29 protein-coding genes are annotated in these 25,508 nt (G+C 66.3%); 10 read left to right on the forward strand and 19 right to left on the reverse strand.

All coding sequences use genetic code 11. From position 1 onward, the window contains the following. Positions 1–592: 592 nt before the first annotated feature. From AC5P6E_RS20620 to AC5P6E_RS20645, 6 genes are all read right to left on the reverse strand, one after another. The gene (locus AC5P6E_RS20620) at positions 593–1,045 is read right to left on the reverse strand and encodes a hypothetical protein (protein ID WP_053443238.1); all 453 of its coding nucleotides are present in this window, start codon (positions 1,043–1,045) and stop codon (positions 593–595) included. Beyond that, positions 1,042–1,245 (reverse strand): PspC domain-containing protein, encoded by a 204-nt coding sequence (locus AC5P6E_RS20625; protein ID WP_010484929.1) that lies wholly within the window; start codon positions 1,243–1,245, stop codon positions 1,042–1,044. Before AC5P6E_RS20625 ends, AC5P6E_RS20620 begins: the two co-directional genes overlap by 4 nt. A 64-nt stretch (positions 1,246–1,309) precedes the next feature. Next, the gene (locus AC5P6E_RS20630) at positions 1,310–1,678 is read right to left on the reverse strand and encodes a YfeK family protein (RefSeq protein ID WP_329762893.1); all 369 of its coding nucleotides are present in this window, start codon (positions 1,676–1,678) and stop codon (positions 1,310–1,312) included. A gap of 33 nt (positions 1,679–1,711) precedes the next feature. Beyond that, positions 1,712–2,779 carry a class III poly(R)-hydroxyalkanoic acid synthase subunit PhaC gene (phaC, locus tag AC5P6E_RS20635; RefSeq protein WP_495231312.1) on the reverse strand — a complete coding sequence of 356 codons (1,068 nt, stop codon included), beginning with the start codon at positions 2,777–2,779 and terminating at the stop codon, positions 1,712–1,714. After that, the gene (phaE, locus tag AC5P6E_RS20640; protein ID WP_495231314.1) at positions 2,776–3,855 is read right to left on the reverse strand and encodes a class III poly(R)-hydroxyalkanoic acid synthase subunit PhaE; all 1,080 of its coding nucleotides are present in this window, start codon (positions 3,853–3,855) and stop codon (positions 2,776–2,778) included. The genes phaC and phaE overlap by 4 nt, the downstream gene beginning before the upstream one ends. Before the next feature lie 22 nt (positions 3,856–3,877). Beyond that, the gene (locus AC5P6E_RS20645) at positions 3,878–4,492 is read right to left on the reverse strand and encodes a CDP-alcohol phosphatidyltransferase family protein (RefSeq protein WP_019338201.1); all 615 of its coding nucleotides are present in this window, start codon (positions 4,490–4,492) and stop codon (positions 3,878–3,880) included. A gap of 344 nt (positions 4,493–4,836) precedes the next feature. On the opposite strand from AC5P6E_RS20645, the gene AC5P6E_RS20650 reads away from it, so the two are divergent. Next, a complete protein-coding gene (locus AC5P6E_RS20650; RefSeq protein ID WP_483697730.1) occupies positions 4,837–5,487 on the forward strand; it encodes a class I SAM-dependent methyltransferase in 651 nt (216 codons plus the stop codon). An 81-nt stretch (positions 5,488–5,568) separates the two neighbouring features. Here AC5P6E_RS20650 and AC5P6E_RS20655 read toward each other — a convergent pair whose 3' ends face one another. The 5 genes from AC5P6E_RS20655 to ppsR form a co-directional block, all read right to left on the reverse strand. Continuing rightward, positions 5,569–6,930: an MATE family efflux transporter gene (locus AC5P6E_RS20655; RefSeq protein WP_049436622.1), complete on the reverse strand. Its 1,362-nt coding sequence runs from the start codon at positions 6,928–6,930 to the stop codon at positions 5,569–5,571. Positions 6,931–7,047: 117 nt separating this feature from the next. Next, positions 7,048–7,665, reverse strand: coding sequence for a DUF2239 family protein (locus AC5P6E_RS20660; RefSeq protein ID WP_054172003.1), 618 nt, complete (start codon positions 7,663–7,665; stop codon positions 7,048–7,050). 143 nt (positions 7,666–7,808) lie between these two features. Beyond that, positions 7,809–8,297 (reverse strand): NUDIX hydrolase, encoded by a 489-nt coding sequence (locus AC5P6E_RS20665; RefSeq protein ID WP_483697734.1) that lies wholly within the window; start codon positions 8,295–8,297, stop codon positions 7,809–7,811. A gap of 42 nt (positions 8,298–8,339) precedes the next feature. Continuing rightward, positions 8,340–8,849, reverse strand: a complete 510-nt coding sequence (locus AC5P6E_RS20670; RefSeq protein WP_010484911.1) for a DUF1249 domain-containing protein — start codon at positions 8,847–8,849, stop codon at positions 8,340–8,342. 147 nt (positions 8,850–8,996) lie between these two features. After that, on the reverse strand, positions 8,997–9,818 hold the full coding sequence (ppsR, locus tag AC5P6E_RS20675; RefSeq protein WP_010484909.1) for a posphoenolpyruvate synthetase regulatory kinase/phosphorylase PpsR: 822 nt from the start codon (positions 9,816–9,818) through the stop codon (positions 8,997–8,999). 144 nt (positions 9,819–9,962) lie between these two features. Between ppsR and ppsA the strand changes: the two genes are divergently transcribed. Together ppsA and AC5P6E_RS20685 are read left to right on the forward strand one after the other, a co-directional pair. Beyond that, the gene (gene ppsA / locus AC5P6E_RS20680; protein ID WP_049413580.1) at positions 9,963–12,341 is read left to right on the forward strand and encodes a phosphoenolpyruvate synthase; all 2,379 of its coding nucleotides are present in this window, start codon (positions 9,963–9,965) and stop codon (positions 12,339–12,341) included. 154 nt (positions 12,342–12,495) lie between these two features. Continuing rightward, complete coding sequence (locus tag AC5P6E_RS20685; protein ID WP_088026354.1) at positions 12,496–13,389, forward strand: mechanosensitive ion channel family protein; 894 nt, start codon at positions 12,496–12,498, stop codon at positions 13,387–13,389. Positions 13,390–13,435: 46 nt separating this feature from the next. Here the strand turns inward: AC5P6E_RS20685 and AC5P6E_RS20690 are convergent, their stop codons facing one another. After that, complete coding sequence (locus tag AC5P6E_RS20690) at positions 13,436–14,551, reverse strand: alkene reductase (protein ID WP_191863653.1); 1,116 nt, start codon at positions 14,549–14,551, stop codon at positions 13,436–13,438. A 139-nt stretch (positions 14,552–14,690) separates the two neighbouring features. Continuing rightward, positions 14,691–15,566 (reverse strand): EcsC family protein, encoded by an 876-nt coding sequence (locus AC5P6E_RS20695; RefSeq protein ID WP_010484901.1) that lies wholly within the window; start codon positions 15,564–15,566, stop codon positions 14,691–14,693. A 121-nt stretch (positions 15,567–15,687) separates the two neighbouring features. Here AC5P6E_RS20695 and AC5P6E_RS20700 point away from each other — a divergent pair, with 121 nt between their 5' ends. Beyond that, complete coding sequence (locus AC5P6E_RS20700; RefSeq protein WP_228354622.1) at positions 15,688–16,242, forward strand: DUF4189 domain-containing protein; 555 nt, start codon at positions 15,688–15,690, stop codon at positions 16,240–16,242. Between the two features lie 93 nt (positions 16,243–16,335). Here the strand turns inward: AC5P6E_RS20700 and orn are convergent, their stop codons facing one another. The 3 genes from orn to AC5P6E_RS20715 form a co-directional block, all read right to left on the reverse strand. Further along, positions 16,336–16,908 (reverse strand): oligoribonuclease, encoded by a 573-nt coding sequence (gene orn / locus AC5P6E_RS20705; protein ID WP_228354623.1) that lies wholly within the window; start codon positions 16,906–16,908, stop codon positions 16,336–16,338. Between the two features lie 75 nt (positions 16,909–16,983). Continuing rightward, positions 16,984–17,508 carry a tRNA adenosine(34) deaminase TadA gene (gene tadA / locus AC5P6E_RS20710; protein ID WP_049436615.1) on the reverse strand — a complete coding sequence of 175 codons (525 nt, stop codon included), beginning with the start codon at positions 17,506–17,508 and terminating at the stop codon, positions 16,984–16,986. 75 nt (positions 17,509–17,583) lie between these two features. After that, positions 17,584–17,943 carry a winged helix-turn-helix transcriptional regulator gene (locus AC5P6E_RS20715; protein ID WP_010484895.1) on the reverse strand — a complete coding sequence of 120 codons (360 nt, stop codon included), beginning with the start codon at positions 17,941–17,943 and terminating at the stop codon, positions 17,584–17,586. A 77-nt stretch (positions 17,944–18,020) separates the two neighbouring features. On the opposite strand from AC5P6E_RS20715, the gene AC5P6E_RS20720 reads away from it, so the two are divergent. From AC5P6E_RS20720 to AC5P6E_RS20730, 3 genes are all read left to right on the forward strand, one after another. Further along, positions 18,021–18,788, forward strand: a complete 768-nt coding sequence (locus AC5P6E_RS20720) for an NAD(P)H-dependent oxidoreductase (protein WP_043403253.1) — start codon at positions 18,021–18,023, stop codon at positions 18,786–18,788. Positions 18,789–18,856: 68 nt separating this feature from the next. Continuing rightward, a complete protein-coding gene (locus AC5P6E_RS20725; RefSeq protein WP_010484891.1) occupies positions 18,857–19,294 on the forward strand; it encodes an acetyltransferase in 438 nt (145 codons plus the stop codon). Between the two features lie 58 nt (positions 19,295–19,352). Then, the gene (locus tag AC5P6E_RS20730) at positions 19,353–19,559 is read left to right on the forward strand and encodes a hypothetical protein (RefSeq protein ID WP_005410107.1); all 207 of its coding nucleotides are present in this window, start codon (positions 19,353–19,355) and stop codon (positions 19,557–19,559) included. A 22-nt stretch (positions 19,560–19,581) separates the two neighbouring features. Here the strand turns inward: AC5P6E_RS20730 and AC5P6E_RS20735 are convergent, their stop codons facing one another. Continuing rightward, on the reverse strand, positions 19,582–20,088 hold the full coding sequence (locus AC5P6E_RS20735) for a GNAT family N-acetyltransferase (protein WP_010484888.1): 507 nt from the start codon (positions 20,086–20,088) through the stop codon (positions 19,582–19,584). 274 nt (positions 20,089–20,362) lie between these two features. On the opposite strand from AC5P6E_RS20735, the gene AC5P6E_RS20740 reads away from it, so the two are divergent. From AC5P6E_RS20740 to AC5P6E_RS20750, 3 genes are read left to right on the forward strand one after another with little or no spacing between them, the layout of a single operon-like run. Then, positions 20,363–21,019, forward strand: a complete 657-nt coding sequence (locus AC5P6E_RS20740; RefSeq protein WP_408022894.1) for a hypothetical protein — start codon at positions 20,363–20,365, stop codon at positions 21,017–21,019. A gap of 40 nt (positions 21,020–21,059) precedes the next feature. Beyond that, complete coding sequence (locus AC5P6E_RS20745) at positions 21,060–21,713, forward strand: hypothetical protein (protein WP_029379978.1); 654 nt, start codon at positions 21,060–21,062, stop codon at positions 21,711–21,713. Continuing rightward, complete coding sequence (locus AC5P6E_RS20750; RefSeq protein ID WP_197576748.1) at positions 21,710–23,035, forward strand: XVIPCD domain-containing protein; 1,326 nt, start codon at positions 21,710–21,712, stop codon at positions 23,033–23,035. Before AC5P6E_RS20745 ends, AC5P6E_RS20750 begins: the two co-directional genes overlap by 4 nt. 54 nt (positions 23,036–23,089) lie before the next feature. On the opposite strand, the gene AC5P6E_RS20755 is transcribed toward AC5P6E_RS20750, so the two are convergent. Both AC5P6E_RS20755 and AC5P6E_RS20760 read right to left on the reverse strand, forming a co-directional pair. Next, positions 23,090–24,358 (reverse strand): hypothetical protein, encoded by a 1,269-nt coding sequence (locus AC5P6E_RS20755; protein WP_408022893.1) that lies wholly within the window; start codon positions 24,356–24,358, stop codon positions 23,090–23,092. A 97-nt stretch (positions 24,359–24,455) separates the two neighbouring features. Continuing rightward, positions 24,456–25,460, reverse strand: a complete 1,005-nt coding sequence (locus tag AC5P6E_RS20760; RefSeq protein ID WP_010484880.1) for an XVIPCD domain-containing protein — start codon at positions 25,458–25,460, stop codon at positions 24,456–24,458. Between the last annotated feature and the right edge of the window lie 48 nt (positions 25,461–25,508).

Genomic DNA, 25,508 nt, shown 5'->3' on the forward strand with positions numbered 1-25,508 from the left:
CTGCCCCTCCACAACCACAAGGCGAACCGCCTCGTCCCTCATGCCCTGAGTGATCTGCTTTGCCATGGGTCTACCTCGATGCTTGAAATTGATCCTATCGAGTGTCCAAGTTGATTAGACCACCACAACCCATCCATGGGGCTTGGCCGCGGCATCCATGCCGCGGACACCCCGCCCTACCCACCCTCCCGGCCGCTGACAGATTCCTGGTGCCTGCCGCCACCCACGGAGAAGAAAAAAGAAGATCAAAAGCAAAGGCAGCCTGGCTGGCCGCTTTTTTGTTGTAGAGCCGAGCCTGCGCTCGGCTTCGCGAGCTGGCCTGAAAGCAGCCGAGCGTGGGCTCGGCTCTACACGAGCAAGCGCAGCGCGCGACCCGCTTTTGCCGTTCTTATTCTTCTCCGTGGCTGGACGCGCACGGAAACTGTCAGAGGTCGGGCGGGATGGGTTCGCGGGACCGTTGGCGCCATGGATGGCGCCATCGAGCCCCCATGGATGGGTTTACGGCGTGTCCCGCGAACCCATCCCGCCCGGCCCAATCGCATGAAACGTATTCCGCAACCACGCCACGAGGGGCTGCGCCGTTGGCTGGAACCTACGGCCACCAGCCACGCCCGTACCGGGCGAAATGATCGGCTGCGCGCTCGAATGGATTCCGCGCACTCACCCCGCCACACAGCAGGTACACCGGCAGGTACAGCGGCCCCAGCACCATGTACTGGTAGACGTGCGCGCGTTCGTGGTCGTCCAGCCGGATCAGCGGCTCCACGCCCCACCCCGCCTGATGCGCATAGGTCCGGCACGAAATGCCCAGATCATGACCGGTATGCAGGATCACATTGCCCAGCGTGATCGCCCCACCCGGCCCCCACGGCCAGCGGTCGAACACCAACGCACAGTCACGGCCGCTCCAGCGCAATGTCGCGCCGCCGAGCATGCCGGCCAGGCCGCCGATCAGGCCGATCAGGGAATTGGGTGACGTCCACACCGCGCCCAGTACCTGCAGCGCGCGCAGCCAGATCGGCCAGGGCTCAGGGGCAGTCTTCAATCGGCCTCGTTCGGCATCAGCAGCCACAGGATCAGGTAGACCAGGATGCCAGGGAAGGCCGCCGAGCCGATCGAGACCAGCACGAACACGATCCGCACCAGCGTGGGGTTCCAGCCGAAGCGGTGGGCGATGCCGCCCATCACGCCGGCAATCATGCGGTCGTTCAACGAACGCGACAGCGTGCGCGGCGTGGTGTTCATGGCGGTTCTCCTGGGCTGCGGGAAAAGCAGTCGAGCATGGCTCGACTCTACACCGCCCCCATGTCTACGGCGTGCGGTGGCGCAGGGCCTGCAGCCGGGCACCAAACCAGGCCGCGGCGGTCTGTTCAGGCTGTCCCGGGCAATGGATGCGATAGGGTTTGCCGCTCATGCTGCTCTGGCTGGCGGCGCGCTCGATGAACTGCTCGGCGCTGTCCACCATGTCCTTCTTCAGCAGGTAGTCGTACTTGCGCTGCAGATGCGCGCGCGCGTCGCTGCCGTCGTACCAGCTGCCATTGCGCTGGAAGCGGCATTGAGAGCCGTCCAGGCTGGCGATCAGCTGGGCGATCTCCCGCCGTGCATCCGCACTGGGTGCGGCGTGGGCAAGCGGCGCTGCCAGCAGTGCCGCAAGAATCAACAGAATCCGGTACGTCATCATCCCCCCAGGTCAGTCGAGCATGGCTCGACTCTACAGGTCACGCGCCTTCAACCAGCCATCGATCGTGGCCGGCACTTCGCGCTGCGCACGGCCGGACACGTAGATGCCGATATGGCCACCGCGGAAACTGGACTCGGTGTAGTCGTCCGTGCCCAAGCGCCCACGCATCGCGCGCGAGGCGTCCGGCGGTACCAGATGGTCCTGCTCGGCGTAGATGTTCAGCACCGGCAGGGTCACCTGCGACAGATCCACCGCTTCCTCGCCGATCCGCACCGTGCCGTTCATCAATCCGTTGCCCTGGTAGAACTGCTTGATGAAGTCGCGGAACGCCTCGCCCGCCAGGTCCGGCGAGTCGAAGATCCACTTCTCCATGCGCAGGAAGTCCTCCAGCGCGGCCTTGTCATCGAGGATGTCGAGCAGGCCCACGTACTTCTGCACATTGAGGCGGAACGGCTTGAGCATCAGGTAACTGGCATTCATCAGGTCGGCCGGGATGTTGCCCAGCGTGTCGACCAGCAGGTCCACGTCCACCTGCCGCGCCCAGTGCGAGAGCATGTTGTCGGCCGTCTGGAAATCGACCGGGGTGACCATGGTGATCAGCTTGCCCAGCTTCTGCCGGCGCAACGCGGCGTAGCAGAGTGCGAACACGCCGCCCTGGCAGATACCCAGCAGGTCGACCGGGCCACCACTGCGCGCACGCAACGCATCGACGGCGCCATCGATGTAGCGCAGCAGGTAGTCCTCCAGGGTCTGGAAGCGCTCCGAGCGATCCGGGTAGCCCCAGTCCAGCACGTACACGTCCTGGCCCAGCGCCAGCAGCTTCTGCACCAGCGAACGGTCAGCCTGCAGGTCGACCATGTACGGCCGGTTGACCAGCGCGTAGACGATCAGCAGCGGCGTACGCCGGGTCGGTGGCTGTTCGCCGACGAAGCGGTACAGCACCACCTTGCCGTCGCGCCAGACTTCCTCACGCGCGGTCACGCCATAGTCCACGTCTTCCACCTGCGGCAGCAGCTTCAGCCCTTCCATCAGCTTGCGCTGCATGGCCAGGGTTTCCTGCATCAGGTCATCGGCGTTGAAGCCCAGCGGCCCCTTCATCGGTCACGCGTCCGAGTGGAAGTGCGAGGTGCGGCCTTTTTCGCTGACGCCTTTTTCGCTGACGCCTTTTTCGCAGCCGCCTTCTTTGCCGGCGCGGCCTTCTTCGCGGCCTTGCGTACGACCGGCTTCACCTTCGCCGGCGCCGGCTGCGCCACTGGGTCCACCTCGGCAGTTCCAGCCAGCACCGCCACCTGTGCCTGCAGGCGGCGCAGGCTGCGCTCAAGCTCGGCGATACGGCGGTGTGCGGCATCCATCTCGCTGCGGGTCGGCAGGCCGATGCGTTCACTCATCTGTTCCACCTCACGCTGCAGGCCGGCGCGCAGGCGCATCTGTGCGTTGCCCAGCGAGGCATATACCTGCTGGAACGGCTCGGACATGGCGACCTTGGCGTAGGCCTCCTCGGCCACTTCGATCCACAGGTCGAACATCGCGCGGGCGCTGGTCAGCTGGGTGCCGGGCTGTTCGTGCTCGGCCAGGCGCTGCTCGAACAGCGCAAAGGCCTCATCCAGCGCCTGTCTGATCTGATCAACGTAGGCGCGCGAATGCTGCTGGTATTCTTCCTGTGCGCGCAGCAGTGCCTGCCAGCGCGCCTGGTGTTCGCGGCCCGGGCCGAATGCCGGGCTCTGCAGCCACGGGCCAGCCTGCAGCTGGAACTGCTGCAGCCATGCGGCGAATTCGGGCACGGCGGCGCCGGCGTGGGTGCTGCCACGGGCCCCCTGCAGCATCCACTGCAGCATGCCGTCGCCCTGCCCCTGCACCGCCTCGCGCCAGGCCTGGGCCACGTCCGCGCTGCTGGCGTCGCGGCCGGCGAAACGCGCGGCCACTTCCTGCATGGTGCCGTACCAGCTGCCCGCCTGTTCGCGGAACCGGCGCACGGCATCTTCCGGTGCGCCCTGCCCCTGTTCGGGCAACAGCTGGCCCCACCAGTCGAACAACCGCTGCCAGCTGCCGGGGTCGTCACCGGCCGGCGCACCGGGCGTGCTCGCATGGCGCAGGGCATCGCCCCAGGCGCCGAAGTACTGCCGCGCCAGGGCTTCGAAATCGCTGCTGCCGGCGTCATGGGCCGAGCTGGTCATCACAGGCCTCCGCAGGGCTGGCTCATGGCTTGGGAATGCGCAGGGTCTTGCTGATCATCAGCGACCCGGACAGGGCGAACAGCAGCACCATCGGGTGCAGCTGCCACGGACCGATCTGCCACTGGCCGAACCAGAGGTCCTGGCCGATGGCATCGGTACCGGCGGCGATCGCCAGCACGATCACCAGCACCAGGCTGGTCGGGATCGGAGTGCCCTCGAAAAACCTGACCTTGCCCTCGTCGCCGGCCAGCGCCTCGGCGGTGACGTTGTAGCGCGCCAGGCGGCTGACGCCGCAGCAGACGAAGTAGCTCAGCACCAGCCAGTCCCAGCCGCCCTGCATGCCGCAGGCATAGGCCAGCGCCGCCGGCGCCACGCCGAAGGAGATCACGTCGGACAGCGAGTCCAGCTCGCGACCCAGGGTAGAGCTGGACTTGCGCCAGCGCGCGATGCGCCCGTCGAGCGCATCGAAGATGAAAGCCAGCGGGATCAACGCCATGCCGAACAGCAGGTAGCCGCGCTCGCCGTCCTGCAGGAAGCGCATCGCGGCAAAGACCGCACCGGTGCCGCAGAAAGCATTGGCCAGGGTGAACCAGTCGGCCAGCTGGAATTCGCGCAGCATCGAGAAGTGACGTTTCATGGGGTCTCACGGAGCATCAAGGCCCACAGGTTACCGCGAGCGCCGCCACTGGCGACAGCGCTGGCAGGACCCAGCCTTCACCGCTCCCTCACCTGCCCTCACCAGCGGTGAATTTTTCGCCACCCATCTTGACAGCCTAGGGGGGTGGCGCCTGTCGCGGCTTATCCACAAAGTTGCCCACGCGTAATCCACACCCCCTGTGGACAACCAGATCTCACCGACTGCGACGTTGGACATTTCCTCATCACCCTGCATCGGGGTTTCCCTACTTCCCAAGCCACAAGGTCGGCGCTATGGTCACCGGCGGACCCGCCGCCGCCACGTCCGAAACTCTGTAATGGACGATGATGATGCTGGATGCTCCCACCCTGGCCGCACAACTGCGGCAGCCCCATGGCGAGGCCGCGTTGGCGGTCGCCGACTCGATGAACCGCAGCAACGGCGCACTCAACCTGGCCGCGATCGGACTGCTGGCCGTCGGCGCCGGTGAACAGGTCCTGGAGGTCGGCCCGGGCAATGCGGCCTTCGCGCCGCTGATGCTGCAGGCCACCGGCAGCCACTATCTGGGCATCGAGCTGTCCACCGCCATGGTCGAGGCCGGCAACCAGCGGCTGGCCAGCGCCGGGTTGGCCGAGCGTGCGGCGATGCGGCACGGCGACGCCCATGCGCTGCCGGTCGCCGATGCCGCGATGGATGCCGCGCTGGCGGTCAACACCCTGTACTTCTGGCCGAACCTGGCCCCGGTGCTGGACGAGCTGGCGCGGGTACTGCGCCGGGGCGGCCGCCTGTGCCTGGCCTTTGGCGACGCCAGCTTCATGCGCAGCCTGGCATTCGCTGCCGACTTCCAACTGCATGAGCTGGATGTGGTGGAGCTCGCACTGCGGGTATCGGGCTTCCGTGTCTCGGCCTGGCGCAGCCACCGGGAATCCGCGGCCGGCAATGACGGCCAGACCCGCGAAAAGCACTTCCACCTACTGCTGGCACAGCGGCACTGAAGCTGCCCGCCTGACCGAGTGGTAGAGCCGGCCGCTGGCCGGCTGCCCCGGCCATTCCGGATTGCCGGCCAGCGGCCGGCACTACCCAGCCTGCGCCCGCCTCCAGCGAGCAAAACAGAGCACCTGCATCACCAGCATGGCCAGCAACCCCAGCGGCCACGCCCACCACAGCCCGGCCAGACCGTGCCGGGACTGCAGCCACATCGCCAGTGGCAGCTCCAGCAGCAATACGGCCGCCATGCCCAGCAACGCGGGCAACAACACCGTGCCACCGCCTCGCATCACTCCGACCAGCACCGCACTGCCCCCCATCGCCAGCACGCCCCACACCACGGTGCGCAATTGCTGCGTGGCCAGTTCGCGCACGTCGGTCGCCGCCAGGATCAGGCCAGTCAACCAGGGCGCCAGCGCCACAACCAGCACCACCACCCCGCTCAGTATCGCCAGTCCAAGCAGCACGCCGGTGCGGGCGATGGCGGGCAGCCGTGCCGTACGTCCCGCCCCCATCGCATGCGCGGCGAGGATGGTGGCGGTGATGCCCAGCGACATCGCAGGCAGCTGCACCCAGCTCATCAACTGATTGACCGCGCCGTAGGCGGCCGTGGCGGTATAGCCGTGGCGATTGATCCAGCCCAGCAGCACGATCTCGGCCACGGCCAGACTGAGCATCTGCAGCGAGGACGGTACGCCGATGCGTAGCATCGGACGGATGAGTGCTCCATCGAAACGGATCGATCGCAGTAACTCATGCCCCGGTGCCAACGGGTGCCCCATCCGCTGCCACCGCCACATCAGCCAGGCCAGGGCCAGCAGCGAGGCGAGCGCCGCCGAGACTGCCGCACTGGCTGCGCCCAGCCGCGGCAGGCCGGCCCAGCCCAGGATCAGCAGCGGCGTGCACAGCAGGCCGACCACCGTGGCCAACAGCAGCGCATGCAGCGGCGTCTTCGCATCGCCCACCGCGCGGCTCACCGCAGTGGCCAGCCACAGCAGGAAGAACACCGGTGCCGCCAGCAACAGGACACGGGCATAGACGATGGATTCGCCGAGGATCGGGGCCGGCGTACCGAGTGCCACCAGCAGCTCTGGTGCGAAACCGCCGCCCACCGCCATCACCAGCACTGACAACAGCAGAATCAGTGCCACCGCACTGCCGGCCACCGCGCGCGCCTGCTGCGGCCGGCCCGCGCCCCAGGCCTGGCCGATCAGCACCATGGCACCGGTCGCCAGGCCCATTACCAGGGCCAACAGCAGGAAGAAGACCGGGAAGAACGCTGCGGCGGCAGCCACCGCCTGCGTCCCCAGCAGATGGCCGAGGTAGATGTTGTCCAGCGTGCCTGCGGCAAGCTGCAGCGCATTGGTCAGCAGCATCGGCAGCAGCAGGGCCAGGTAGGTGCGCCACAGCGGTGGTGCGGCCGGGGGTGTCGGATGTACAGGGGTGGTCATGGGATTCTCTGGGCAAGGCGCTGCCCTGCCCGGCGTTTCCGCCAGCAAAGCAAGCACAGGGGAGCGGGCCGTGGCCCGCGATCAGGTGGCGCCGCTGCTCAACGACGGCGCGATGGCTCAGCCGTCGGCGCTCTCGAATGCCAGGCGCAGGGCGTGGTTGCGCACATCCTCGGGCCAGCTGCGCAACGCCATTTCCAGGCCCGACCGGTCGTGCGCGAACAGGACACGGATCGCTTCCTCGAAACCAGGCAGGTCACCGGCGATGGTCTGCAGGAAGTGATAGGTGCGCTCGCTGTGGCGACGCTGCTGGTCCTTGTCCGCACCGGCACGGCTGGCCGCCTCCACCAGCCTGCGCAGCACTACCGAGGCCCCACCGGGCTGCTCGGCCAGCCACGCCCAGTGGCGCGGCAGCAGGGTCACTTCGCGGGCAACCACGCCCAGCTTGGGGCGGCCGCGACCGCGCGGGGCAACAGGTGCGTCTTCGGGAGCGATTCCGGCGTCCGCTTCCACGGCCGATGGAAACGCCTCCGCCACCCGCGCCAGCAGTTCTGCGTCGCTGCCGCGTGTGTCGAAATCATGGGTGCGACCGGTAGCGTTGTCGAACACCAGCAGCGGACCGGCAACGTTGCCGGCGCGCAGCTGTTTCAGCGCAAGCGCCGCCACCTCCGGGGTACCGGAAGCGACCAGGCGATGGCCGTCGAAACAGCTGAAGGGAGGAAGTCGGGACGCAGGCATGGCAATGGCATCAGAGGCGATGCGCCAATATTGCCCGGGTAATTTGCGGCCGTCAATATTACCCGGGCATTAATCAACCAGAAGAGCGTGCCAACCACGGTTGGCCCCCACCGGAATGGGTGGCACCCACACGATTCGCCAGGTTACAGACGGCTGAAGGACCAGCTCACCATGCGGCCGTCCTTGTACGGCATCACGCCGTGGAACGGGCGAGGGTCGGTATCGAACACCAGCGGCAGGAAGTTGCGGTCGCCCTCCCACATCGGCAGCGTGTCCAGCTTGTCCAGGTCCACCCACTCCAGCGTGCCCTCGTGGTTGCCGCCGTGCGGGGTGCCCTCGAATCCATCGATGACGAACACGAAGCCCAGCCAGTCTTCGCCGTGCTTGCCGAAACCCGGCCAGCTGATGGTGCCGCGCAGGCGCATGCTGGTGCAGTCGATACCGGCCTCTTCCTGGATCTCGCGGCGCATGCTGGCGGCCACATCCTCGTCCGCCTCGATCTTTCCACCCAGCCCGTTGTACTTGCCCAGATGATGGTCACCGGGGCGGGTATTGCGATGGATCATCAGCACCTGGCGACGATCGGGCGACAGCACGTAGCCCAGGGTGGCGACGATCGGGGTATACGGCATGGGGCAGCATCCAGCGGCAGGTCAGCCGTGGATTATGGCCGATCAGCGCACCAGCGACAGGCGGCGCTCAGTGGGCGTGCCGGCACCATCGGGATCACGGCGCAGGGTGGCGACGCCGTGGCCGCGCTCGGCCAGGTATTCCAGCCACTTGCCGAGGAAGGTGTTCATCCGCATGCGATGGCTGATCAGCTCCGCCGGCGGCGGATACAGGCCCATCGTGTCCTGCCAGCGGCGGCCCACGTAGCAGTGGGTGGTCTCGGCCTGGCGGGCGTCACGGTACAGCCGCACATAGGCCGACGGGTCCGGCTCTCCGGTGACCGGGTCGGCCAGGTCGTAGGTCAGGCGCAGTTCCACCGTGTAACGGTGGCACTCGATCACGTCCAGACGAACATCCAGGCCGTCGCCGATCGAGGAAATGTAGCTGCCCGCCACCAGTCCGGCCGGTTCGAACAGGCGCACCAGGTGGCGGTAGTTTTCCGCGTACAGGCCCATGAGCCAGCTCAGCCGGCTCAGGCGGGGAATGCGTTCGGTGCGGGGCAAGGCTCGGGCCATGGGTCGATCCTACACGTTGGTGCTTCAACGTGGGGGCGGGATCGCCCCGGCCAAAGGGGCCCGGTATCGACCACCGGTCGATACCCACCACGCACGAGGGTTTCCCGCAGCATCGGTAGGCCACGACCGTTGGTCGTGGCGCGCGCCTCAATACAGCTCGCGCTGCAGCCCCAGCGTGGCCAGCACCTTGCTGGAAATCTCCTCGATCGAGGTATGGGTGGTGCTCAGGGTCGGGATCCGCTCCATCTGGAACATCACCTCGGCCGCGGCCACCTCGCGCTTGCAGGTATCCAGGTTGGCGTAGCGCGAGTTCGGGCGGCGCTCCTGGCGGATCTGCTGCAGGCGGTCCGGGTCGATGGTCAGGCCGAACAGCTTGCGCCGGTAGTTGCGCAGCCGTGGCGGCAGGCGGTCGCTTTCCAGGTCCTCGTCGGTCAGCGGGTAGTTGGCCGCGCGCACCCCGTAATGCAGGGCCAGGTAGATGCAGGTGGGTGTCTTGCCGGCGCGCGACACCGCCACCAGGATCACGTCGGCGTCGTCGTAATTCACCGCGATACCGTCGTCATGGGTCAGCGCGAAGTTCATCGCGTTGATGCGGCGGTGGTAGGTATCGAAGTCGACCATGCCATGGGCCTGGCCCACACGGTTCACGCGCGAACTGGACAACTCACGCTCCAGCGGCTCGATGAACGGCGCGAACACGTCCAGCATCAGGGCACCACTGTCGGCCAGGATCAGGCTCAGGCTCTGGTCCACGCAGGAGTTCACCACGATCGGCCGGACCTGGTACCGCTCCCCCGCCGCCTGGATCCGGGAACAGGCTTCCCGGGCTTTTTCGGGGTCGTCGACAAACGACATCCGGTCGGTAATGAAGCTGAACCCGGAGAACTGGGTCAGCAGGCTATGCCCAATGGTTTCAGCGGTGATACCGGTTCCATCGGAAACGTAGAACACCGGACGGATGGTCGACATGCGCGCTTTTACCCCCTACGAAGCCTAAAAGGGCCGCCAACACAAGCTTGTGTCGACAGCGGTCTGCCCGGCATCATATCGGCTTCTTCCTACGGACGCGGCCACTCAGCCCGCCTCGGGCGATGGCCAAACGGAGCATCGCGCTTGAACGAGAACATCCTGTGGTTGCACGAACTGCGTCTGGCCGACCTGGCCCGCGTAGGCGGCAAGAATTCCTCGCTGGGCGAGATGATCGGCAATCTGGCCGGTCTGGGCGTCTCCGTTCCCGGAGGTTATGCGACCACCGCTGAAGCCTTCAAGGACTTCATCGCGCACAACGACCTGTCCAAGCGCATCTTCGACAAGCTGGCCACGCTGGACGTCGAGGACGTCAACGCGTTGACCGCCGCGGGAAAGGAGATCCGCAGCTGGGTGATCGACGCGCCGCTGCAGCCGCAGCTGGACCAGGACATCCGCACCGCCTACGCCAAGCTGAGCGCCGACAATGGCGGCGGCGACGTGGCCGTGGCCGTGCGTTCGTCGGCCACCGCCGAGGATCTGCCGGATGCATCCTTCGCCGGCCAGCAGGAAACCTTCCTCAACGTCACCGGTGCCGACGACGTCGTGCACAAGGTCAAGGAAGTGTTCGCCTCGCTGTACAACGATCGTGCCATTGCCTACCGCGTGCACCACGGCTTCAAGCATGAGGACGTGTTCCTGTCCGCCGGCGTGCAGCTGATGGTGCGTTCGGGCGTCGGTTCCTCCGGCGTGCTGTTCACCCTGGACACCGAGTCCGGCTTCCGCGACGTGGTGTTCGTCACCTCTTCGTTCGGCCTGGGCGAAATGGTCGTGCAGGGCGCGGTCAACCCGGACGAGTACTACGTCTACAAGCCCACCCTGCAGGCCGGCAAGCCGGCGATCCTGCGCCGCTCGCTCGGCAGCAAGGCGATCCGCATGGTGTATTCGGACGTCCCCGGCGAGCGCGTGAAGATCGAGGACACCCCGGCAGAGCTGCGCAACACCTTCTCGATCAGCGACGAGGACGTGCAGGAACTGTCCAAGCAGGCGCTGGTCATCGAAAAGCACTACGGCCGCCCGATGGACATCGAGTGGGCCAAGGACGGTGTCAGCGGCAAGCTGTTCATCGTGCAGGCACGCCCGGAAACGGTGAAGTCGCGCAGCCACGCCACCCAGATCGAGCGCTTCGCGCTGACCGAAAAGGGCGGCAACGTGCTGGCCGAAGGCCGTGCCGTCGGTGCCAAGATCGGCTCGGGCGTAGCCCGCGTGGTGAAGACGCTGGACGACATGAACCGCGTGCAGCCGGGCGACGTGCTGATCGCCGACATGACCGATCCCGATTGGGAGCCGGTGATGAAGCGCGCCTCGGCCATCGTCACCAACCGCGGTGGCCGTACCTGCCACGCCGCGATCATCGCGCGCGAGCTGGGCGTGCCGGCCGTGGTCGGTTCGGGCAACGCCACCAAGGTCATCGAAGATGGCCAGCTGGTCACCGTCAGCTGCGCTGAAGGCGATACCGGCTTCATCTACGAAGGCAAGCTCGGCTTCGAGCGCACCACCACCGATCTGGGCAACATGCCGCCGGCACCGCTGAAGATCATGATGAACGTGGCCAACCCGGAACGTGCCTTCGACTTCGGCCAGCTGCCGAACGCAGGTATCGGCCTGGCCCGCCTGGAAATGATCATCGCCAGCCACATCGGCATCCACCCGAACGCGCTGCTGGAATACGACCACCAGGATGCCGCGACCAAGAAGAAGATCGACGAGAAGATCGCCGGCTACGGTGATCCGGTCAGCTTCTACGTGGACCGCCTGGCCGAAGGCATCGCCACCCTCACTGCTTCGGTCGCGCCGAACCCGGTGATCGTGCGCCTGTCGGACTTCAAGTCCAACGAGTACGCCAACCTGATCGGCGGCAGCAACTACGAGCCGCACGAAGAGAACCCGATGATCGGCTTCCGCGGCGCCAGCCGTTACGTCGACCCGAGCTTCTCGGCCGCCTTCGCGCTGGAGTGCAAGGCCGTGCTGCGCGTGCGCAACGAAATGGGCCTGGACAACCTGTGGGTCATGATTCCGTTCGTGCGCACCCTGGAAGAAGGCCGCAAGGTCATCGAGGTGCTGGAACAGAACGGCCTGAAGCAGGGCGAGAACGGCCTGAAGATCATCATGATGTGCGAAGTGCCGTCCAACGCACTGCTCGCCGATGAATTCCTGGAAATCTTCGACGGCTTCTCGATCGGCTCCAACGACCTGACCCAGCTGAGCCTGGGCCTGGACCGCGACTCGTCGATCGTCGCGCACCTGTTCGACGAGCGTAACCCGGCAGTGAAGAAGCTGCTGTCGATGGCGATCAAGGCCGCACGCGCCAAGGGCAAGTACGTCGGCATCTGCGGCCAGGGCCCGTCCGATCACCCGGATCTGGCCGAATGGCTGATGCAGGAAGGCATCGAGTCGGTGTCGCTGAACCCGGACACCGTGGTCGATACCTGGCTGCGCCTGGCCAAGCTGAAGGCCAACGGCTGATGCCGTAAAGGCCGCAGGCTGACGTCGTGTTCATCGGCGTCAGCCGATACTGCTGCTGCACGCAAGCCCCGCCTCTGCGGGGCTTGCTGTTTCTGGCGTCCTTGCACGCCACGCGTACCTCGCACCTGTCCCGCAGCAGCAAAGGAATTTCCGCATGATCGCCGCCGCACCGCCCTCGCCCGCCGCAACGCCCTGGTTCCACTCGCTCGACTGGGAACGCCTGCTGGAGACCTATGGTGTGCCGCTGCTGGCCGCCATCGTGGTGCTGCTGGTCGGCATGTGGGTGGCACGACGCCTGTCCAATGCGATGCCGCGCGCCACTGCGCGCATGGGCGTGGATCCGATGCTCGGCAGCTTTCTGCGCAACGTGGTGTATGCCGCATCGCTTGTGATCGTAGTGGTGCTGGCGATCGGCACGCTGGGCGTGCAGATCACCCCGCTGCTGGCCGTGCTCGGCACCGCTGGCCTGGCGGTCGGCCTGGCATTGAAGGATTCGCTGTCCAACATCGCCTCGGGCGTGATGCTGGTGACGCTGCGACCGTTCCGCGTGGGCGATGTGGTCACCGTGGCCGGCCAGACCGGCACCGTGCGCGAAGTGCGCATCTTCCAGACCGTGCTTACCGGCGCCGACAACCAGCACACCACCATTCCGAACACACTGATCACCGCCGCGCCGATCATCAACCTCACCGCCGAACCGACCCGTCGCGTCGAACTGGTGATCGGCATCGGCTACGAAGACAACATCCAGCTGGCACGCGACACCGCGCTGGCGCTGATGAAGGCCGACCCGCGCGTGCTGCAGACGCCAGCACCGGACGTGGTGGTATACGAACTCGGCGCGCACGCGATCAACCTCGGCATCCGCTGCTACGTGAAGTCGGCCGACTGGTTCGGTACCAAAGTCACGTTGCTGGAACAGCTGAAGCTGGGCTATGACAAGGCCGGCATCAACATCCCGTACCCGCAGCAGGACATGCACCTGTACCTGCATGGCAAGGATGGCGGCGTGGTCGAAGCGGACGCGCTGGTGCGCGACAAGCCCTGATCCAACCCGGGAGTGCCGACCAACGGTCGGCACCCACCGATGGGCATCAGGCCTCGGCGGCCTCTTCCAGCGCCGGGTAATCGGTGAAACCCTTCGCACCACCACCGAAAAATGTGGCGCGATCCGGCGGATTCAGTTCTGCACCCGTACGCAGGCGCTCAGGCAGGTCCGGGTTGGCAATGAACGGCCGGCCGAAACCGATCAGGTCGGCCCAGCCTTCGGCCAGCGCCTGCCCGGCGCGCTCGGCGGTGTACTTGCCGGCGTAGATCAGCGTGCCCGGGTAGACCATGCGTAGCGCCTGCTTGAACGCCACCGGCATCAGCGGCGCATCATCCCAATCCGCTTCGGCAATGTGCAGGTAGCCCACCCCCATCTCACCGAGCAGGTGTGCGGCAGCCAGATAGGTCGCCTGCGGCGTATCGTCCACCGCCCCCTGCAGCGTGGTCAGCGGCGCCAGGCGCACGCCCACACGCTCGCCACCGGCAACCTCGACCACCGCCTGCACGACCTCGCGCAGGAAGCGCAGCCGGTTCTGCAGCGAACCGCCATAGCCATCGGTACGCTGGTTGGCCTGCGAGTCGATGAACTGGTTGATCAGGTAGCCATTGGCGCCATGCAGTTCGACGCCGTCGAAGCCCGCCTCCAGCGCATTGCGGGCGGCCTGCGCGTAATCGGCGACGATGCCCGGAATCTCGTCTTCGCGCAGCGCACGCGGCATCGAATGCTGGATCATCTCGCCGACGCCGGCTTCGGGACCTGCCCCTGTCGGGTCGACGAACACTTTCACGCCATCGGCCAGCAATGCCGAGGAAGACACCGGCGCTGCGCCATCGGGCTGCAGGGCCACATGCGAGACGCGGCCGACGTGCCACAACTGCGCGTAGATGCGGCCACCGGCGGCGTGCACCGCATCGGTCACCTGCCGCCAGCCCTTTACCTGTTCGGGGCTGTGGATGCCCGGCGTCCAGGCATAGCCCTGGCCCTGCGGGCTGATCTGGGTGCCTTCGCTGACAATCAGGCCGGCACCGGCACGCTGCGCGTAGTAGGTCGCCATCTCGGCGGTAGCAACGTTGCCGGCAGCCGCACGCGAGCGGGTCATCGGTGGCATCACGATGCGGTTGGGCAGGGTCAGCGGGCCCAGACGGTGGGAGGTGAACAACATGGCGGACATCTCTTGCGGGGGGAGTGCCAGCAAGAATGGGGACCGCCTGCGAAAGGCAACAGGCGTGTTGTGGCAAAACAGTTGTGCCCGGCAGGCAAGGATGGCCCGGCATGAAGGCTCATCCACGCATGGCGTGGATCTACTCCAGGCGGGGTTCGATCTTTACCGCGCCATGCGCCACGCGGTCATAGCAGGTGCGCACCACGTCTTCCCCGTACTTCAGCTCCAGCCGGCGCACGATGAAGTGACCGCGCGCCATGTCCTGGTAGTAGTCGGTGAACATGGTATTGAGCGTTGCACCTGCAGCGGCACCGACAATCGGCACCGCCTGCGCGGCGAATTTCTCGGTGACCACCACGCCGAAACGCGCCGCCACTTTCTCCACCATCTTCGCCAGCAGCTTGCCGGCCTCCTTCGGTGCCACGCCCAAGGTCAGGTCGCGGCCGGTCACCACGCGCCCGGCCAATTCGGCCGACAGGTGGCGCATCACGTCGGTGGTGAAGCCGCGGGCCAGGTAGTAGCCGGTCTCGCTGGCGTCATCGCGCGGCGAGTTGCCACCCAGCGCAAACACCTCCAGGCAGGCCTGGCGGGTGCTGAACTCGGACAGGTCAAAGCCCTCGCTGCGGGCCACGTCGGCCACCGCGCGCATCATGATGGTGGTCGACACCGGCAGCTCGATGAACAAGGCCGCAAAGCCAAATGCCCCGCCGACCGCGCCGGAGGTGGCCGCCGCCAATTTGTGCCAGCGGGTGGAGGCCCCCTTGCCCGGGGTGTTGTCCATGCTCCACAGCGCGGCCTGCGCCGATTTGGTCAGCGCCGCCTGCACCGCACCGTGGATGCGGTTGGAGACCGAACTGGGCAGTGCTTTCACCGCGAACTCCAGCGGCGTGCCAACCAGGTTGGCCATGCGCGCGGTCAGGGTCGGCGCCTCCAGCAGCGCCACCGCCCGCTGCAGGTCGGACCAGTCGCGGGCGTCGTGGGCGATGTCGCGGGGGAGCAGGATGGGCTCGTTCATGGCGCCGATCTTAGCGCCAGGGAGTTGAACGGAGGGTGGTAGCGCCCTCGGCACCGGTCTATGATCCCAGCAGCGGCCCCGCTTGCATGGGGTCATGGAACAACCCAGGCAAGGACGCCCCATGCTCGCCCGACTACTGCTGATCTGCCCCCTTTTCCTGGCTGCTCTCGGCCTGCCTCACATCGTCAAGGCCGAAGGTCGATGCCCACCGGGTTCCTACCCCATTGGCGGGCAAGGCGTGTTGGGTTGTGCGCCGATTCCCGGAGGCGGTGGTGGCGATGCCGGGCTTTCTCCGTCCGCACCAACCACCCGAGTAAAGATGGGCTCCGAATGGGTTGCATTTGCCCGTTCGCCGAATGGCACACTCCTCGGCTGGAGCGTTCGCCAACACAAACAGAAGGCTGCCGAGAAACAGGCCTTGAAGACCTGTAACAAGCGCAGCGGAACACAGTGCGAGATCATTGCCTCGTTCACTGAAAGATGCGCCTACGCATTGCAGCACTACGACACCGGCCGGTTTGAAGTGGTCTTCCGCAGCGACAATGAGTTGGCGCTCGGCACCGAAGTCGCACGCCAGACCTGCCCCAACGGTTGCCGACCGGTTCATTTCACTTGCGCCCGGGCAGTCAACCTGTATGGCAGGGGTCCCGACCCGGGACCCAACTGGTCTCCTTGAGAGTGGAAACCGGGGGAGCGGTTCTACCCCCGTTTCTCAGCGCCGGCGGTGCCCTTTTGATTGGTAGCACCTGATGCTGATTGGCACCACCAATCAGGCTGTCGGCAAGCCCGACAGCGCCCCCATGAACTGGCGGTAGTGGCGCAGCTCGGCGATCGAGTCGTGCACGTCGCTCAGCGCGGTGTGGTTGCTGTTCTTGCCGACGCCGGCGGCCACGGTCGGCGCCCATCGCTTGGCCAGTTCCTTCACCGTGGACACGTCCAGGTTGCGGTAGTGGAAATACTTCTCCAGGCGGGGCATTTGGCGGTGCAGGAAGCGGCGGTCCTGGCAGATCGAGTTGCCGCACATCGGCGACAGGCCGGCCGGAATCCACTGTGCCAGGAAGTTCACGGTCTGCGCCTCGGCCTGGGCCAGCGTGGTGGTGCTGTCCACCACGCGCTGCCACAGGCCCGAACGACGATGCTGGTTGCGGTTCCACTCGTCCATCGCTTCCAGCGTTTCCAGCGGATGATGGATGGCGAATTCAGGGCCCTCGGCCAGCACGTTGAGCTGGGCATCGGTGACCACGGTGGCGATCTCGATGATCGAATCGTTGTCGGTGTCCAACCCGGTCATTTCCAGGTCGATCCAGATCAGTCGTTCGTTGGCCGCGCCGGTGTCCGCCATTGTGTCGCCTCGTTGCTGGGCAGGCGCGCGGCCTACCGGTAATGAAAAGAGGCGCCCATCATACCCGTTCGCCCCTCAGCCCTCGCCGACGTGGTCTTCGAGCAGCAGCGGCGGCTTGCCACGTTTGGCGCGGAAATAATTGGTCAGGCGTGTACTGGCCTCCTTGGCCAGCACCCCGCCGTGAATCTCGACGCGATGGTTGTGGCGGGCGTCGCCAATGAGGTCGAACACGCTGCCGCAGGCGCCCGTCTTGGGGTCACTGGCGCCGTAGACCAGACGGGCGACGCGTGCATGCACGATCGCCATCGCGCACATCGCGCACGGCTCCAGGGTCACATACAGCGTGCTGCCGAGCAGGCGGTGGTTCGCCAGCAGCTTTCCGCCGGCCCGCATCGCCACGATCTCGGCGTGCGCGCTGGGGTCGTGCGAGGCGATGTTGAGGTTCCAGCCCTCCCCCAGCAGCTGGCCATCGGCACCCACCAGCACGGCTCCGACCGGAATTTCGTCGAACTCGCGCTGCGCGCGCTCGGCCAGCGCCAGCGCGTGGCGCATCCAGTGTTCATCGGTGTCGTGCACCGGCACGCCCAGGGCGTCGGTCATGGCGGTTCTCGCGTGTGTGCAGGGCCAGGATGGCCGCCGGGGCCGCATTGTACGCCCCGGGCCGTACAGGCGCCGCTAGCGCGCGTCGAAGCGCTCGCGGGCCGCATCCAGCGCCGGGAAATTGTGCTCCGCCCAGCGGTCCAGGGCGGACAACGTCTCGACCAGACCGTGCGCGACCTCGGTCAGGCGGTACTCGACATGCAGCGGTTTGCTGCCCCGGTCACACCGCTCGACCAGCCCATTGCGCTCCAGCTGTCGCAGAGTCTGGGTCAGCACCTTCTGCGAGATGCCTTCGATCTTCCGCAGCAACGCGCCGTTGCGAAGCGGGCCCTGCGCCAATGCCGGCAGCAGCAGCATCACCCACTTGCCGGAGATCAGCGCCAGCGCATCGCGCGCCGAGCAATCGGCGGCATAGACATCGCCCGGATAGGCCATGGTTACCTCAAGGTGCGTAATTGCCGGGGCATGCCGGCACCGCGAGGATGGTCGCACACTCCTCGAACACCTCGCCCATGCGCGCCCTGATCCTGCTTGCCCACCCCGAACCCCGCTCCTTCAATGCCCACCTCGCCGCGCAGGCGGCCGAGCAGCTGAGGCACGACCACTCGCAGGTGGATGTGGTCGACCTGTATGCGGAAGGCTTCGATCCGCTGGAAGCGGCCTGGCACCATCCACGGCGCCTGCAGCCCGAGCGCTTCGATGCCCAGCGCGAACAACGCCACAGCGCCGAACTGGAGCAGTTACCCGCCGATGTGCGACGTCACCTGCACCTGCTGCGGGTCGCAGACCTGGTGATCCTGCAGTTCCCGCTGTGGTGGTTCGCGGCGCCAGCCATCCTCAAGGGCTGGCTGGACCGCGTGCTGGTATATGGGCCGATGTACAACAGCCGTCAGCGCCACGAACATGGCGTGATGCAGGGCAAGCGTGCATTGCTGAGCGTCACCACCGGTTCATCGGCACGGGCATGCGCGGTGGACGGCCGCGAAGGCGACACCCGATTGCTGCTGTGGCCGTTGATGTACAGCCTGCGCTACGTCGGCTTCGAGGTGATGGAGCCATGCGTGGTGCATGGCGTGCGTTCCGGGCTTGCAGCGGAACGCGTGCAGGCCCACGACGAAGCACTGGTTGCAGCCACCCTCTCCTACCGCGAGCGACTGACGCACTGGCGGCAGTGGCCAATCGTGCCCTTCAACGACAGCGATGACTTCGAGGATGGGGTGGTGCTGCGCGCGGACGCGACTGCGCACAGCCCCTTCATCCGCCACCGCGACGCGGGATGAATCTTCGCCTGCAGGCGCTACCGGAAAGCCTCATACTTCGCACTCTTCCGAAGCACCTTGGTGAACCCATGACCACCCTGCGCCCCTCTCGCGCCGACGACGGCGCCGCCCTTGTCGACCTCTGGCGTCGCGCCGTCGACGCCACCCACGACTTCCTCAGTGCCGAAGACCGCCAGGCCATCGATGCCGAAGTGGCCGGTTTCCTGCCGCAGGCGCCGATGACCGTTGCTGTCGATGCACAGGATCGGCCGCTGGGCTTCATGCTGATCGACGGCACGCACATGGAAGCGCTGTTCATCGATCCCGACGTACGTGGCACCGGGATCGGCCGGCAACTGCTGCAACATGCACTTGCCCAGCATCCGCAGCTGAGCACTGACGTCAACGAACAGAACGCACAGGCCGTCGGCTTCTACCTGCGCATGGGCTTCGTCGAAAGCGGCCGCTCACCGCTCGATTCGCAAGGCCGTCCGTATCCGCTCATCCATCTTCGGCATAACGGCTGACATCCGTCGGCAGCGGCCACGTGCTAGCGTGGCTGCTTTCGACCAAGGAACGCCGTGCATGGATGGTGCAAAAGCCCTGCTGACCCTGTTTGCGCTGGGCATCAGCCTGGTCTGGATCCTGGTGCCATTCGCCATCTTCGCCGTGCGCAACCTGCTGCGTGAGGTACTGGTCGAGCAGCGCCGTACCAATGAACTGCTTGAACACATCGGCGGCTACCGCATTCCGAAGCCGCAACCCGAACCGACTGTCTGGCGGGCGCCCTGAGCCGGAACGTGCCAGGCCCGGATCAGGCCGTCGCCTCGAAGGCCGGAGAGTACTGCACCTCGCCCTGTGCCAGCGGAGGCTGCAGGCAAAGTGCCTGGAAGTACTCTGCAGGCACACCCGGCAGGACCAGGCCCGGCTCGGCACGGAAGCCGAAGCGACCGTAATAGGCCGGCTCGCCCAGCAATACACAGCCATGTGCACCCTGCTGACGCAGTGCTTCAAGTGCGGCGTGCATCAGGGCCGCACCGATGCCCTGCCCCTGCCACGCGGGTAAAACCGAGATCGGCCCCAGGCCGAACCAGCCCGTGCTGCCATCGCTGATCGTCACCGGCGACACCGCCACATGGCCGATCACCTTCCCGTCCATCTCGGCCACCAGCGAAACGCTCAGCTGCCCGCGGGCGCGCAGGGCGTCGACGATGAACTGCTCGGTATGGCTGCTGTGCGCCGCATCCCGGAATGCGGCCTCGGTGAGCGCACGGAGGGTGGCATGATCATCAATGGCTTCGGCACGGATGGTGTAGTTCATCGCGTAATGTTCGCTTGCGTGAGCATTGGGTGAATTTGCGACCGTTGTCACAAATTTGCGGCGAAATGTCGAGCGCGAGGCGCAATCGCCCCGCGAACCTCGAATCGCCCGTGCCGCAATCGATTCGGCGACACCACCGAACGCTGAATGCGTCAAAATTCCGTCGCAGACGCCCTGCCGTCGCTGGCGTCAGGTTTCCAGAACACTCCATAATCGATAAACCTGTCACCAGGGAAGGATATATGGACACGGACGCACGATGCAGGATGCCGCCATGGATGTAGCCATGCCGACACGCAAGGGACGCCATCTGGTACCGATGGGCCTCTTGCTGGCACTGACGGCCTGCTCGCCCTACGCGGACGCAGAGCGTGACGTTGCCGCAGGTGGACGCGGCCTGGCCAAGCTCAACCCGTCACCGCAGCAGGGCTACGAGCTGGTACTGACACTGAAGGATGCCCCTGGTCCCTTCGCGGTGGTCGAGGGCGTTGCCCAGTACGACGCCAGCAACCACAAGGACTGCGGCCGGGTCCTGAGGGCGACCGGTACCGCCAGCCGTATTACCAGCCAGGAGCTCGTCACGCTGCGCAAGGTCGGTGAGAACGAGTACCGCGGCACCTTCTACCTCGACCGCATGCAGGACGAGGATTACTACGGGCGTGGTGTCTGCCATTGGGCGCTGACGGGAGTCGGTGCGATGTTGCGCGCTACGACCGGCGAGGCGGATACGCGATTCCTGACGTTCGTCGACAAGGAGCGCATGGAGAGCGACTCACCTCTTACGCTTTATTACCCAAACCTTATCTATCCGCGCGCCGCCACTGTCGCCAACTTTGGCGCCAGTGGCGAGGAAGATCCGTCGGGGTACAGCGAAGATCTGCGCAACGCGCTGTTCTCAACCACCACCACTGTGCAGAAACTCGCGCCATGAGCTGCCAGTTCAACCATCCCTACCCCCAAGGAGGCCGACATTGCGCCACAAGATGATCCCGTGCCTTGCTCTGCTTCTATTGACCGCCTGCAATCCGGAGACCGCCATGAACCAGGAACGTGCCGCTGCTGAAGCCGATGTCGCCCAGGGTGGGCGTGGCCTCGCCAAGCTCAACCCCAGCCCGCGCAAGGCCTATGAACTGGTGCTGCGCCTGAAGGATGCCCCCGGTGATTTCGCAGTGGTCGAAGGCGTAGCGCAGTACGACGTCACCAACGAAGACCAGTGCGGCCACATCGAACCAGCCACCGGTACCGCCGCACGCATCACCAGCCAGGAGCCGGTGGAACTGCGCAAGGTCGCTGACGGCGAATACCGCGGCACGTTGTACGTGGACCGCATGCTGGATGAGGACTACTACGGCCGTGGCGTGTGCAAGTGGGAGTTCACCGGCGCCGGGGCGATGCTGAAGGCAACGGGTGCTGAAGGCGAAACGCGCTTCCTGACCTTCGTCGAGGCCAAGCCACTGACCGAAGGTAGCGCGCATACGCTCTACTACCCGGACGCGGCCTATCCGCGGGCACCGCTTGCTGCCAACTATCCGGCCACGGGCAAGACCAATCCTGCAGACTACGTCGCCGAGCTGCAGGGCAAGCTGTTCACCATGAGCCTCAGCGCCAGTGAGGTCACCCAATGACCATCACCTCTCAGGACTACGCCGCACTTTCCGATGACGCCTATAAGGATCGTGCAGTCGGGCGACGGGCTCCGGGCCAGGAAGAGAACGTCACGCTCAACGGACACGAGTACAAAGTACTTGAGCATGTCGACAATCGACTCAACGGCTACCAAGGCACCATTTACCAACGCACCGACACCAACGAGATCGTCGTCGCTCATCGCGGCACCGAACAGATTGCTCGTGATGCAATCCTCACCGACGGAGGCATGGTCGTTGCCCGCACCAACGTGCAGGCCCCCGATGCCATCGCCCTGACCAAAAGCGCGCTGGACTATGCGAAGCAGGAAGCTGCATTTGGAGGCCGCGCGCCTCAGGTCACCGTCACAGGCCACTCCCTCGGCGGCGCCTTGGCCCAGATCACCTCGCACCATTTCAACGTCAAGGGCGAGACCTTCAATGCCTACGGCGCGGTCAGCCTCAGCTACCGCATTCCGGAAGGCGGCAACACCATGATCAATCACGTCATGGCGTCCGATCCGGTCAGCGCCGCCTCGCCGCATTTCGGCCAGGTCCGCATCTATGCCAAGCCCGACGAGATCAAGACGCTCGCGGCAAACGGCTTCAGCAATCACGCCCTGCGTGATCTGATTCCGGACCGGCCGATCATTGCGGCGACCAGCTCGTTCGGCGCGCACAAACTGGGCAACTTCCTCGACGAAGGCTCGGTGCTGAAACATCCGGAAACCCAGAAGCTGGCAAAAGACAACGCCAGGATGATCGAGGAGTACCGCGATGACGTCGAGTCACTGCGTCGCGGCGTCACCCGCGCGGCACGGGGCATCCCGGGCGGCGCCATCGATCTGTACGACCACATCCGCGGCCCGCTGCAGCCCGGTGAACCGGCACGCCGCGAGGCGGAGAAGAACGGCCATCACACCAGTATGCTGCGCATGGACGATGCCAACCACCTGGGCAACCCATTGTTCAACGATGCGATCCGTGGCGTGCATGCGCAGGACGTTCGCGTCGGCCGCGTGCCGGATGTGATGAGTACGCAGTTGGCCGGTAGCTTGGCGGCGGAGATGCACGCTGCAGGCGGCAAGCGCATCGACGAGGTGGTGATGAATGCCGACGCCTCACGCAGCTTCGCGGTGCAGGGCCAGGGCGGCGACCCGGCACACCTGCGCGTGTCGGTGGACACGGCGGTGGCGATGAACACGCCGCTGGAGCAGAGCAGCCAGCGGATTGATCAGCAAGCCGCGGGACAGCGCCTGGCACAGGACCGCGATCAGCAACTGGAACAACAGCAGAACCAGACCCGCAGCATGCAGGCCTGATGAACAGCGCGGGAGCCGGTCATTCCGGCTCCCGCTTTACTTCAGCATCGCGCGTCAGGGGCTGGAGGCCGCGACCGGCGCCGACGCACCGGCGGTTACGAACAGATCCGGCCCGGAATCCGGGAAGCCACCACAGGCGCGATCGCCCGGCGCTACCGGGTCACAGGGCCACTGCGCCCGCGCGACCTTCTCACGCAGCTCGAAGCGATCCCCCGTCCAGACCACGAACGCGATGTGCTCGCGGTTCCAGTCACCGTAGGCGCGCGGACCGCCCTTCTGCGCAGACTCCGGGTACTGCACGAACCAGCGCATGGCCGGGCCGTACTGCAACTTGCTATGGTCCAGGCTGATCCGTCCCTTACGCGACAGCTGACGCGCACGATCGACCTCCGTGACCGGGGGCATGGCCGGCATGGCATCGGCGGTCACATCCCTCGGCGCCGCGTCCCCGCGGACCTGGTACACACGCTGGGCCACGTAGGCCTCGCGGCAATCGCCCGCTGGCACGCGGACCGGCTCCGCGCCGTACTCATCGCGGTTGGCGACCTGGTCGCTGCAGGTGAACGGTGCTGACACCAGATAGAACGTGCTGTCGGCGTCGCGCCCTTCCAGCGAGCGCACCCAGATGTCGCCCATCCGCACGATGAAGTCCGGGCGCTGGCCGTAGCCCGGCACCGCCTTGAACCACGCCTTCTGCTGCACCTCACGCTCGCGCCAGCTGCGCGGCAGGTGGATGTCCTGCTGGGGCAGCGCGACCAGCAGCGCGGCCAGATGCGCCGGCATCCTGCCCTTGCAGGCGCCGATCAGCAGCTCGCCCTGGGTCGCCAGCCGCCCGGCCAGATCCACCGGGCAACGGGCGCCAAGCGCGCGCTCGGTGGCCTGCTCGGGCTGCAACGGCACGATGACCAAGGCGGGTGGCGCGGGAGCTACCGCCGGGACGGCTGGCTCGACAACGGCAGGCGGTGCAGCCACAGGCGCCGCCGCTGCGGGCGCAACGGGCGCAGGCGCCGGGTCCGCAGCCGGCGCCGGCTGCGCGTCCACCACAGGTGTCACAGGAGGTGTCACGGCAGCCGGCACTTTGGGAGCCGGTGCCGCGGCAACAGCTTCGGCCGCCGTGGGTGCTGCAACGTGCGCCGTCCCTGCAGGCGCGTCAAAGGCCGCCTCGGCAGCGGGGGGCGTCTCCACGAGGGGTGCTGCGGCCTCCTGAGCCTGTGCCGACGCTGCGGCGAGTCCAAGTGACAGCAGCCAGAGCGGCGGCAGGCGGCGCACGGATGCACTGCAGTGGGCGGCGGCGTGCCGGGCATTCGGGGGAACGATTCGCATGTGGTGTCCTTACGAGTGGGTTTCCATGTCGGCGCCACAGGGCGCCACGCGTCGTACGTAAAGCGCCTGCGGGCACCCTGCCTGCAGGTATCAGGTGCTACAGGGATCGAGAACGCTGCTCCTGCTCGCGGGCAAGCGCAGCCGCCGGGTCCTGCTGGGCGACGCTGGTAGCCAACTGCTGGCTGCTCTGCGCCAGTGGCTGCTGCGCCGCCTGTTCGCGATCGACCGATGCGCGCAGCATGGCCGGATCGCCCAGCCCACCCTGTACCGCAAACAGCGTGCGACCGTCATTGCCGGCCAGGAGATGATCGATGCGCGACAGGCCGGCCTTATGCGCCCCCAGCGCCAATGCGCCAGCGGTATTGTCGAGCTCTTGTATGCTGCGCAGTCCACTCTGTGCTCCCATCTGCTGCAGGCGTCGGCGTGCATCCTCGAACAACGCGTTGCCGGGCTCACCAGTCTGCGACATGTCTCGGGCAACACTCTGCGCCGGCGCACCGACCTCACCCCGCTCCAGCCGCGCCATCACGTCCGGCGTCAGCTTCTGCTGCCAGACCTCGAAGCGTTGCCGGCGCGCCTCGATGCCATTGAGGGCGCCATTGAGCGCATGCGTTGCCTCGCGCACATCCTCGCGCGCCGCCTCCGGTACTCGCGTCTGCCACTGCCACACCGCAATACGGCCTGCGTGCTCGGGCTGCGCGGCCAGTTCCGGCTGATTCACCAGATCCAGATCCAGCGCTTTGCCGGCACGCTCGTAATTCTCCTTGCCGACCAACGGCAGATAGCCGCGGCCGTGGTACTTCAATGCGTCGCCGGGCACATCATTGCCCATGCGTCCGCCGTACATCAGCTCAGCCAGGTTTTCCGGGCGGCCACGCAGCGCTTCCTGGCGGGCGCTCTCCAACGCAGCGTTGCCATTGCGCCACGCAGCTTCCACCGGGATCTGCGAGATTCCCCGGGTGAAGTTGAAACTTTCATTGAGCCGGCTCAAGCCGCGCGACTCGTGCCCTGCCTGGGCCATGAAATTGGCCAGTTCAAGCGGGGAGTCGATGCCGGCTTTGGTCGCCTGCCGCAACAGCTGCGACTCTCTATCGGTCGACACAGTGCAACTCCTGAATCTTCATCAGCGCGGATTCCCTTCCGCCGGTTG

This window comes from Stenotrophomonas sp. YJH_SMC_16, assembly GCF_059367875.1.

What these genes read in the sequence shown, in the direction of transcription:
- AC5P6E_RS20625 (WP_010484929.1), bottom strand. Translation starts at nt 1,245, where the DNA reads ATGAACACCACGCCGCGCACGCTGTCGCGTTCGTTGAACGACCGCATG.
- AC5P6E_RS20630 (WP_329762893.1), bottom strand. Translation starts at nt 1,678, where the DNA reads ATGACGTACCGGATTCTGTTGATTCTTGCGGCACTGCTGGCAGCGCCG.
- phaC (WP_495231312.1), bottom strand. Translation starts at nt 2,779, where the DNA reads ATGAAGGGGCCGCTGGGCTTCAACGCCGATGACCTGATGCAGGAAACC.
- phaE (WP_495231314.1), bottom strand. Translation starts at nt 3,855, where the DNA reads ATGACCAGCTCGGCCCATGACGCCGGCAGCAGCGATTTCGAAGCCCTG.
- AC5P6E_RS20645 (WP_019338201.1), bottom strand. Translation starts at nt 4,492, where the DNA reads ATGAAACGTCACTTCTCGATGCTGCGCGAATTCCAGCTGGCCGACTGG.
- AC5P6E_RS20650 (WP_483697730.1), top strand. Translation starts at nt 4,837, where the DNA reads ATGATGATGCTGGATGCTCCCACCCTGGCCGCACAACTGCGGCAGCCC.
- AC5P6E_RS20655 (WP_049436622.1), bottom strand. Translation starts at nt 6,930, where the DNA reads ATGACCACCCCTGTACATCCGACACCCCCGGCCGCACCACCGCTGTGG.
- AC5P6E_RS20660 (WP_054172003.1), bottom strand. Translation starts at nt 7,665, where the DNA reads ATGCCTGCGTCCCGACTTCCTCCCTTCAGCTGTTTCGACGGCCATCGC.
- AC5P6E_RS20665 (WP_483697734.1), bottom strand. Translation starts at nt 8,297, where the DNA reads ATGCCGTATACCCCGATCGTCGCCACCCTGGGCTACGTGCTGTCGCCC.
- AC5P6E_RS20670 (WP_010484911.1), bottom strand. Translation starts at nt 8,849, where the DNA reads ATGGCCCGAGCCTTGCCCCGCACCGAACGCATTCCCCGCCTGAGCCGG.
- ppsR (WP_010484909.1), bottom strand. Translation starts at nt 9,818, where the DNA reads ATGTCGACCATCCGTCCGGTGTTCTACGTTTCCGATGGAACCGGTATC.
- AC5P6E_RS20685 (WP_088026354.1), top strand. Translation starts at nt 12,496, where the DNA reads ATGATCGCCGCCGCACCGCCCTCGCCCGCCGCAACGCCCTGGTTCCAC.
- AC5P6E_RS20690 (WP_191863653.1), bottom strand. Translation starts at nt 14,551, where the DNA reads ATGTTGTTCACCTCCCACCGTCTGGGCCCGCTGACCCTGCCCAACCGC.
- AC5P6E_RS20695 (WP_010484901.1), bottom strand. Translation starts at nt 15,566, where the DNA reads ATGAACGAGCCCATCCTGCTCCCCCGCGACATCGCCCACGACGCCCGC.
- AC5P6E_RS20700 (WP_228354622.1), top strand. Translation starts at nt 15,688, where the DNA reads ATGCTCGCCCGACTACTGCTGATCTGCCCCCTTTTCCTGGCTGCTCTC.
- orn (WP_228354623.1), bottom strand. Translation starts at nt 16,908, where the DNA reads ATGGCGGACACCGGCGCGGCCAACGAACGACTGATCTGGATCGACCTG.
- tadA (WP_049436615.1), bottom strand. Translation starts at nt 17,508, where the DNA reads ATGACCGACGCCCTGGGCGTGCCGGTGCACGACACCGATGAACACTGG.
- AC5P6E_RS20715 (WP_010484895.1), bottom strand. Translation starts at nt 17,943, where the DNA reads ATGGCCTATCCGGGCGATGTCTATGCCGCCGATTGCTCGGCGCGCGAT.
- AC5P6E_RS20720 (WP_043403253.1), top strand. Translation starts at nt 18,021, where the DNA reads ATGCGCGCCCTGATCCTGCTTGCCCACCCCGAACCCCGCTCCTTCAAT.
- AC5P6E_RS20725 (WP_010484891.1), top strand. Translation starts at nt 18,857, where the DNA reads ATGACCACCCTGCGCCCCTCTCGCGCCGACGACGGCGCCGCCCTTGTC.
- AC5P6E_RS20730 (WP_005410107.1), top strand. Translation starts at nt 19,353, where the DNA reads ATGGATGGTGCAAAAGCCCTGCTGACCCTGTTTGCGCTGGGCATCAGC.
- AC5P6E_RS20735 (WP_010484888.1), bottom strand. Translation starts at nt 20,088, where the DNA reads ATGAACTACACCATCCGTGCCGAAGCCATTGATGATCATGCCACCCTC.
- AC5P6E_RS20740 (WP_408022894.1), top strand. Translation starts at nt 20,363, where the DNA reads ATGGATGTAGCCATGCCGACACGCAAGGGACGCCATCTGGTACCGATG.
- AC5P6E_RS20750 (WP_197576748.1), top strand. Translation starts at nt 21,710, where the DNA reads ATGACCATCACCTCTCAGGACTACGCCGCACTTTCCGATGACGCCTAT.
- AC5P6E_RS20755 (WP_408022893.1), bottom strand. Translation starts at nt 24,358, where the DNA reads ATGCGAATCGTTCCCCCGAATGCCCGGCACGCCGCCGCCCACTGCAGT.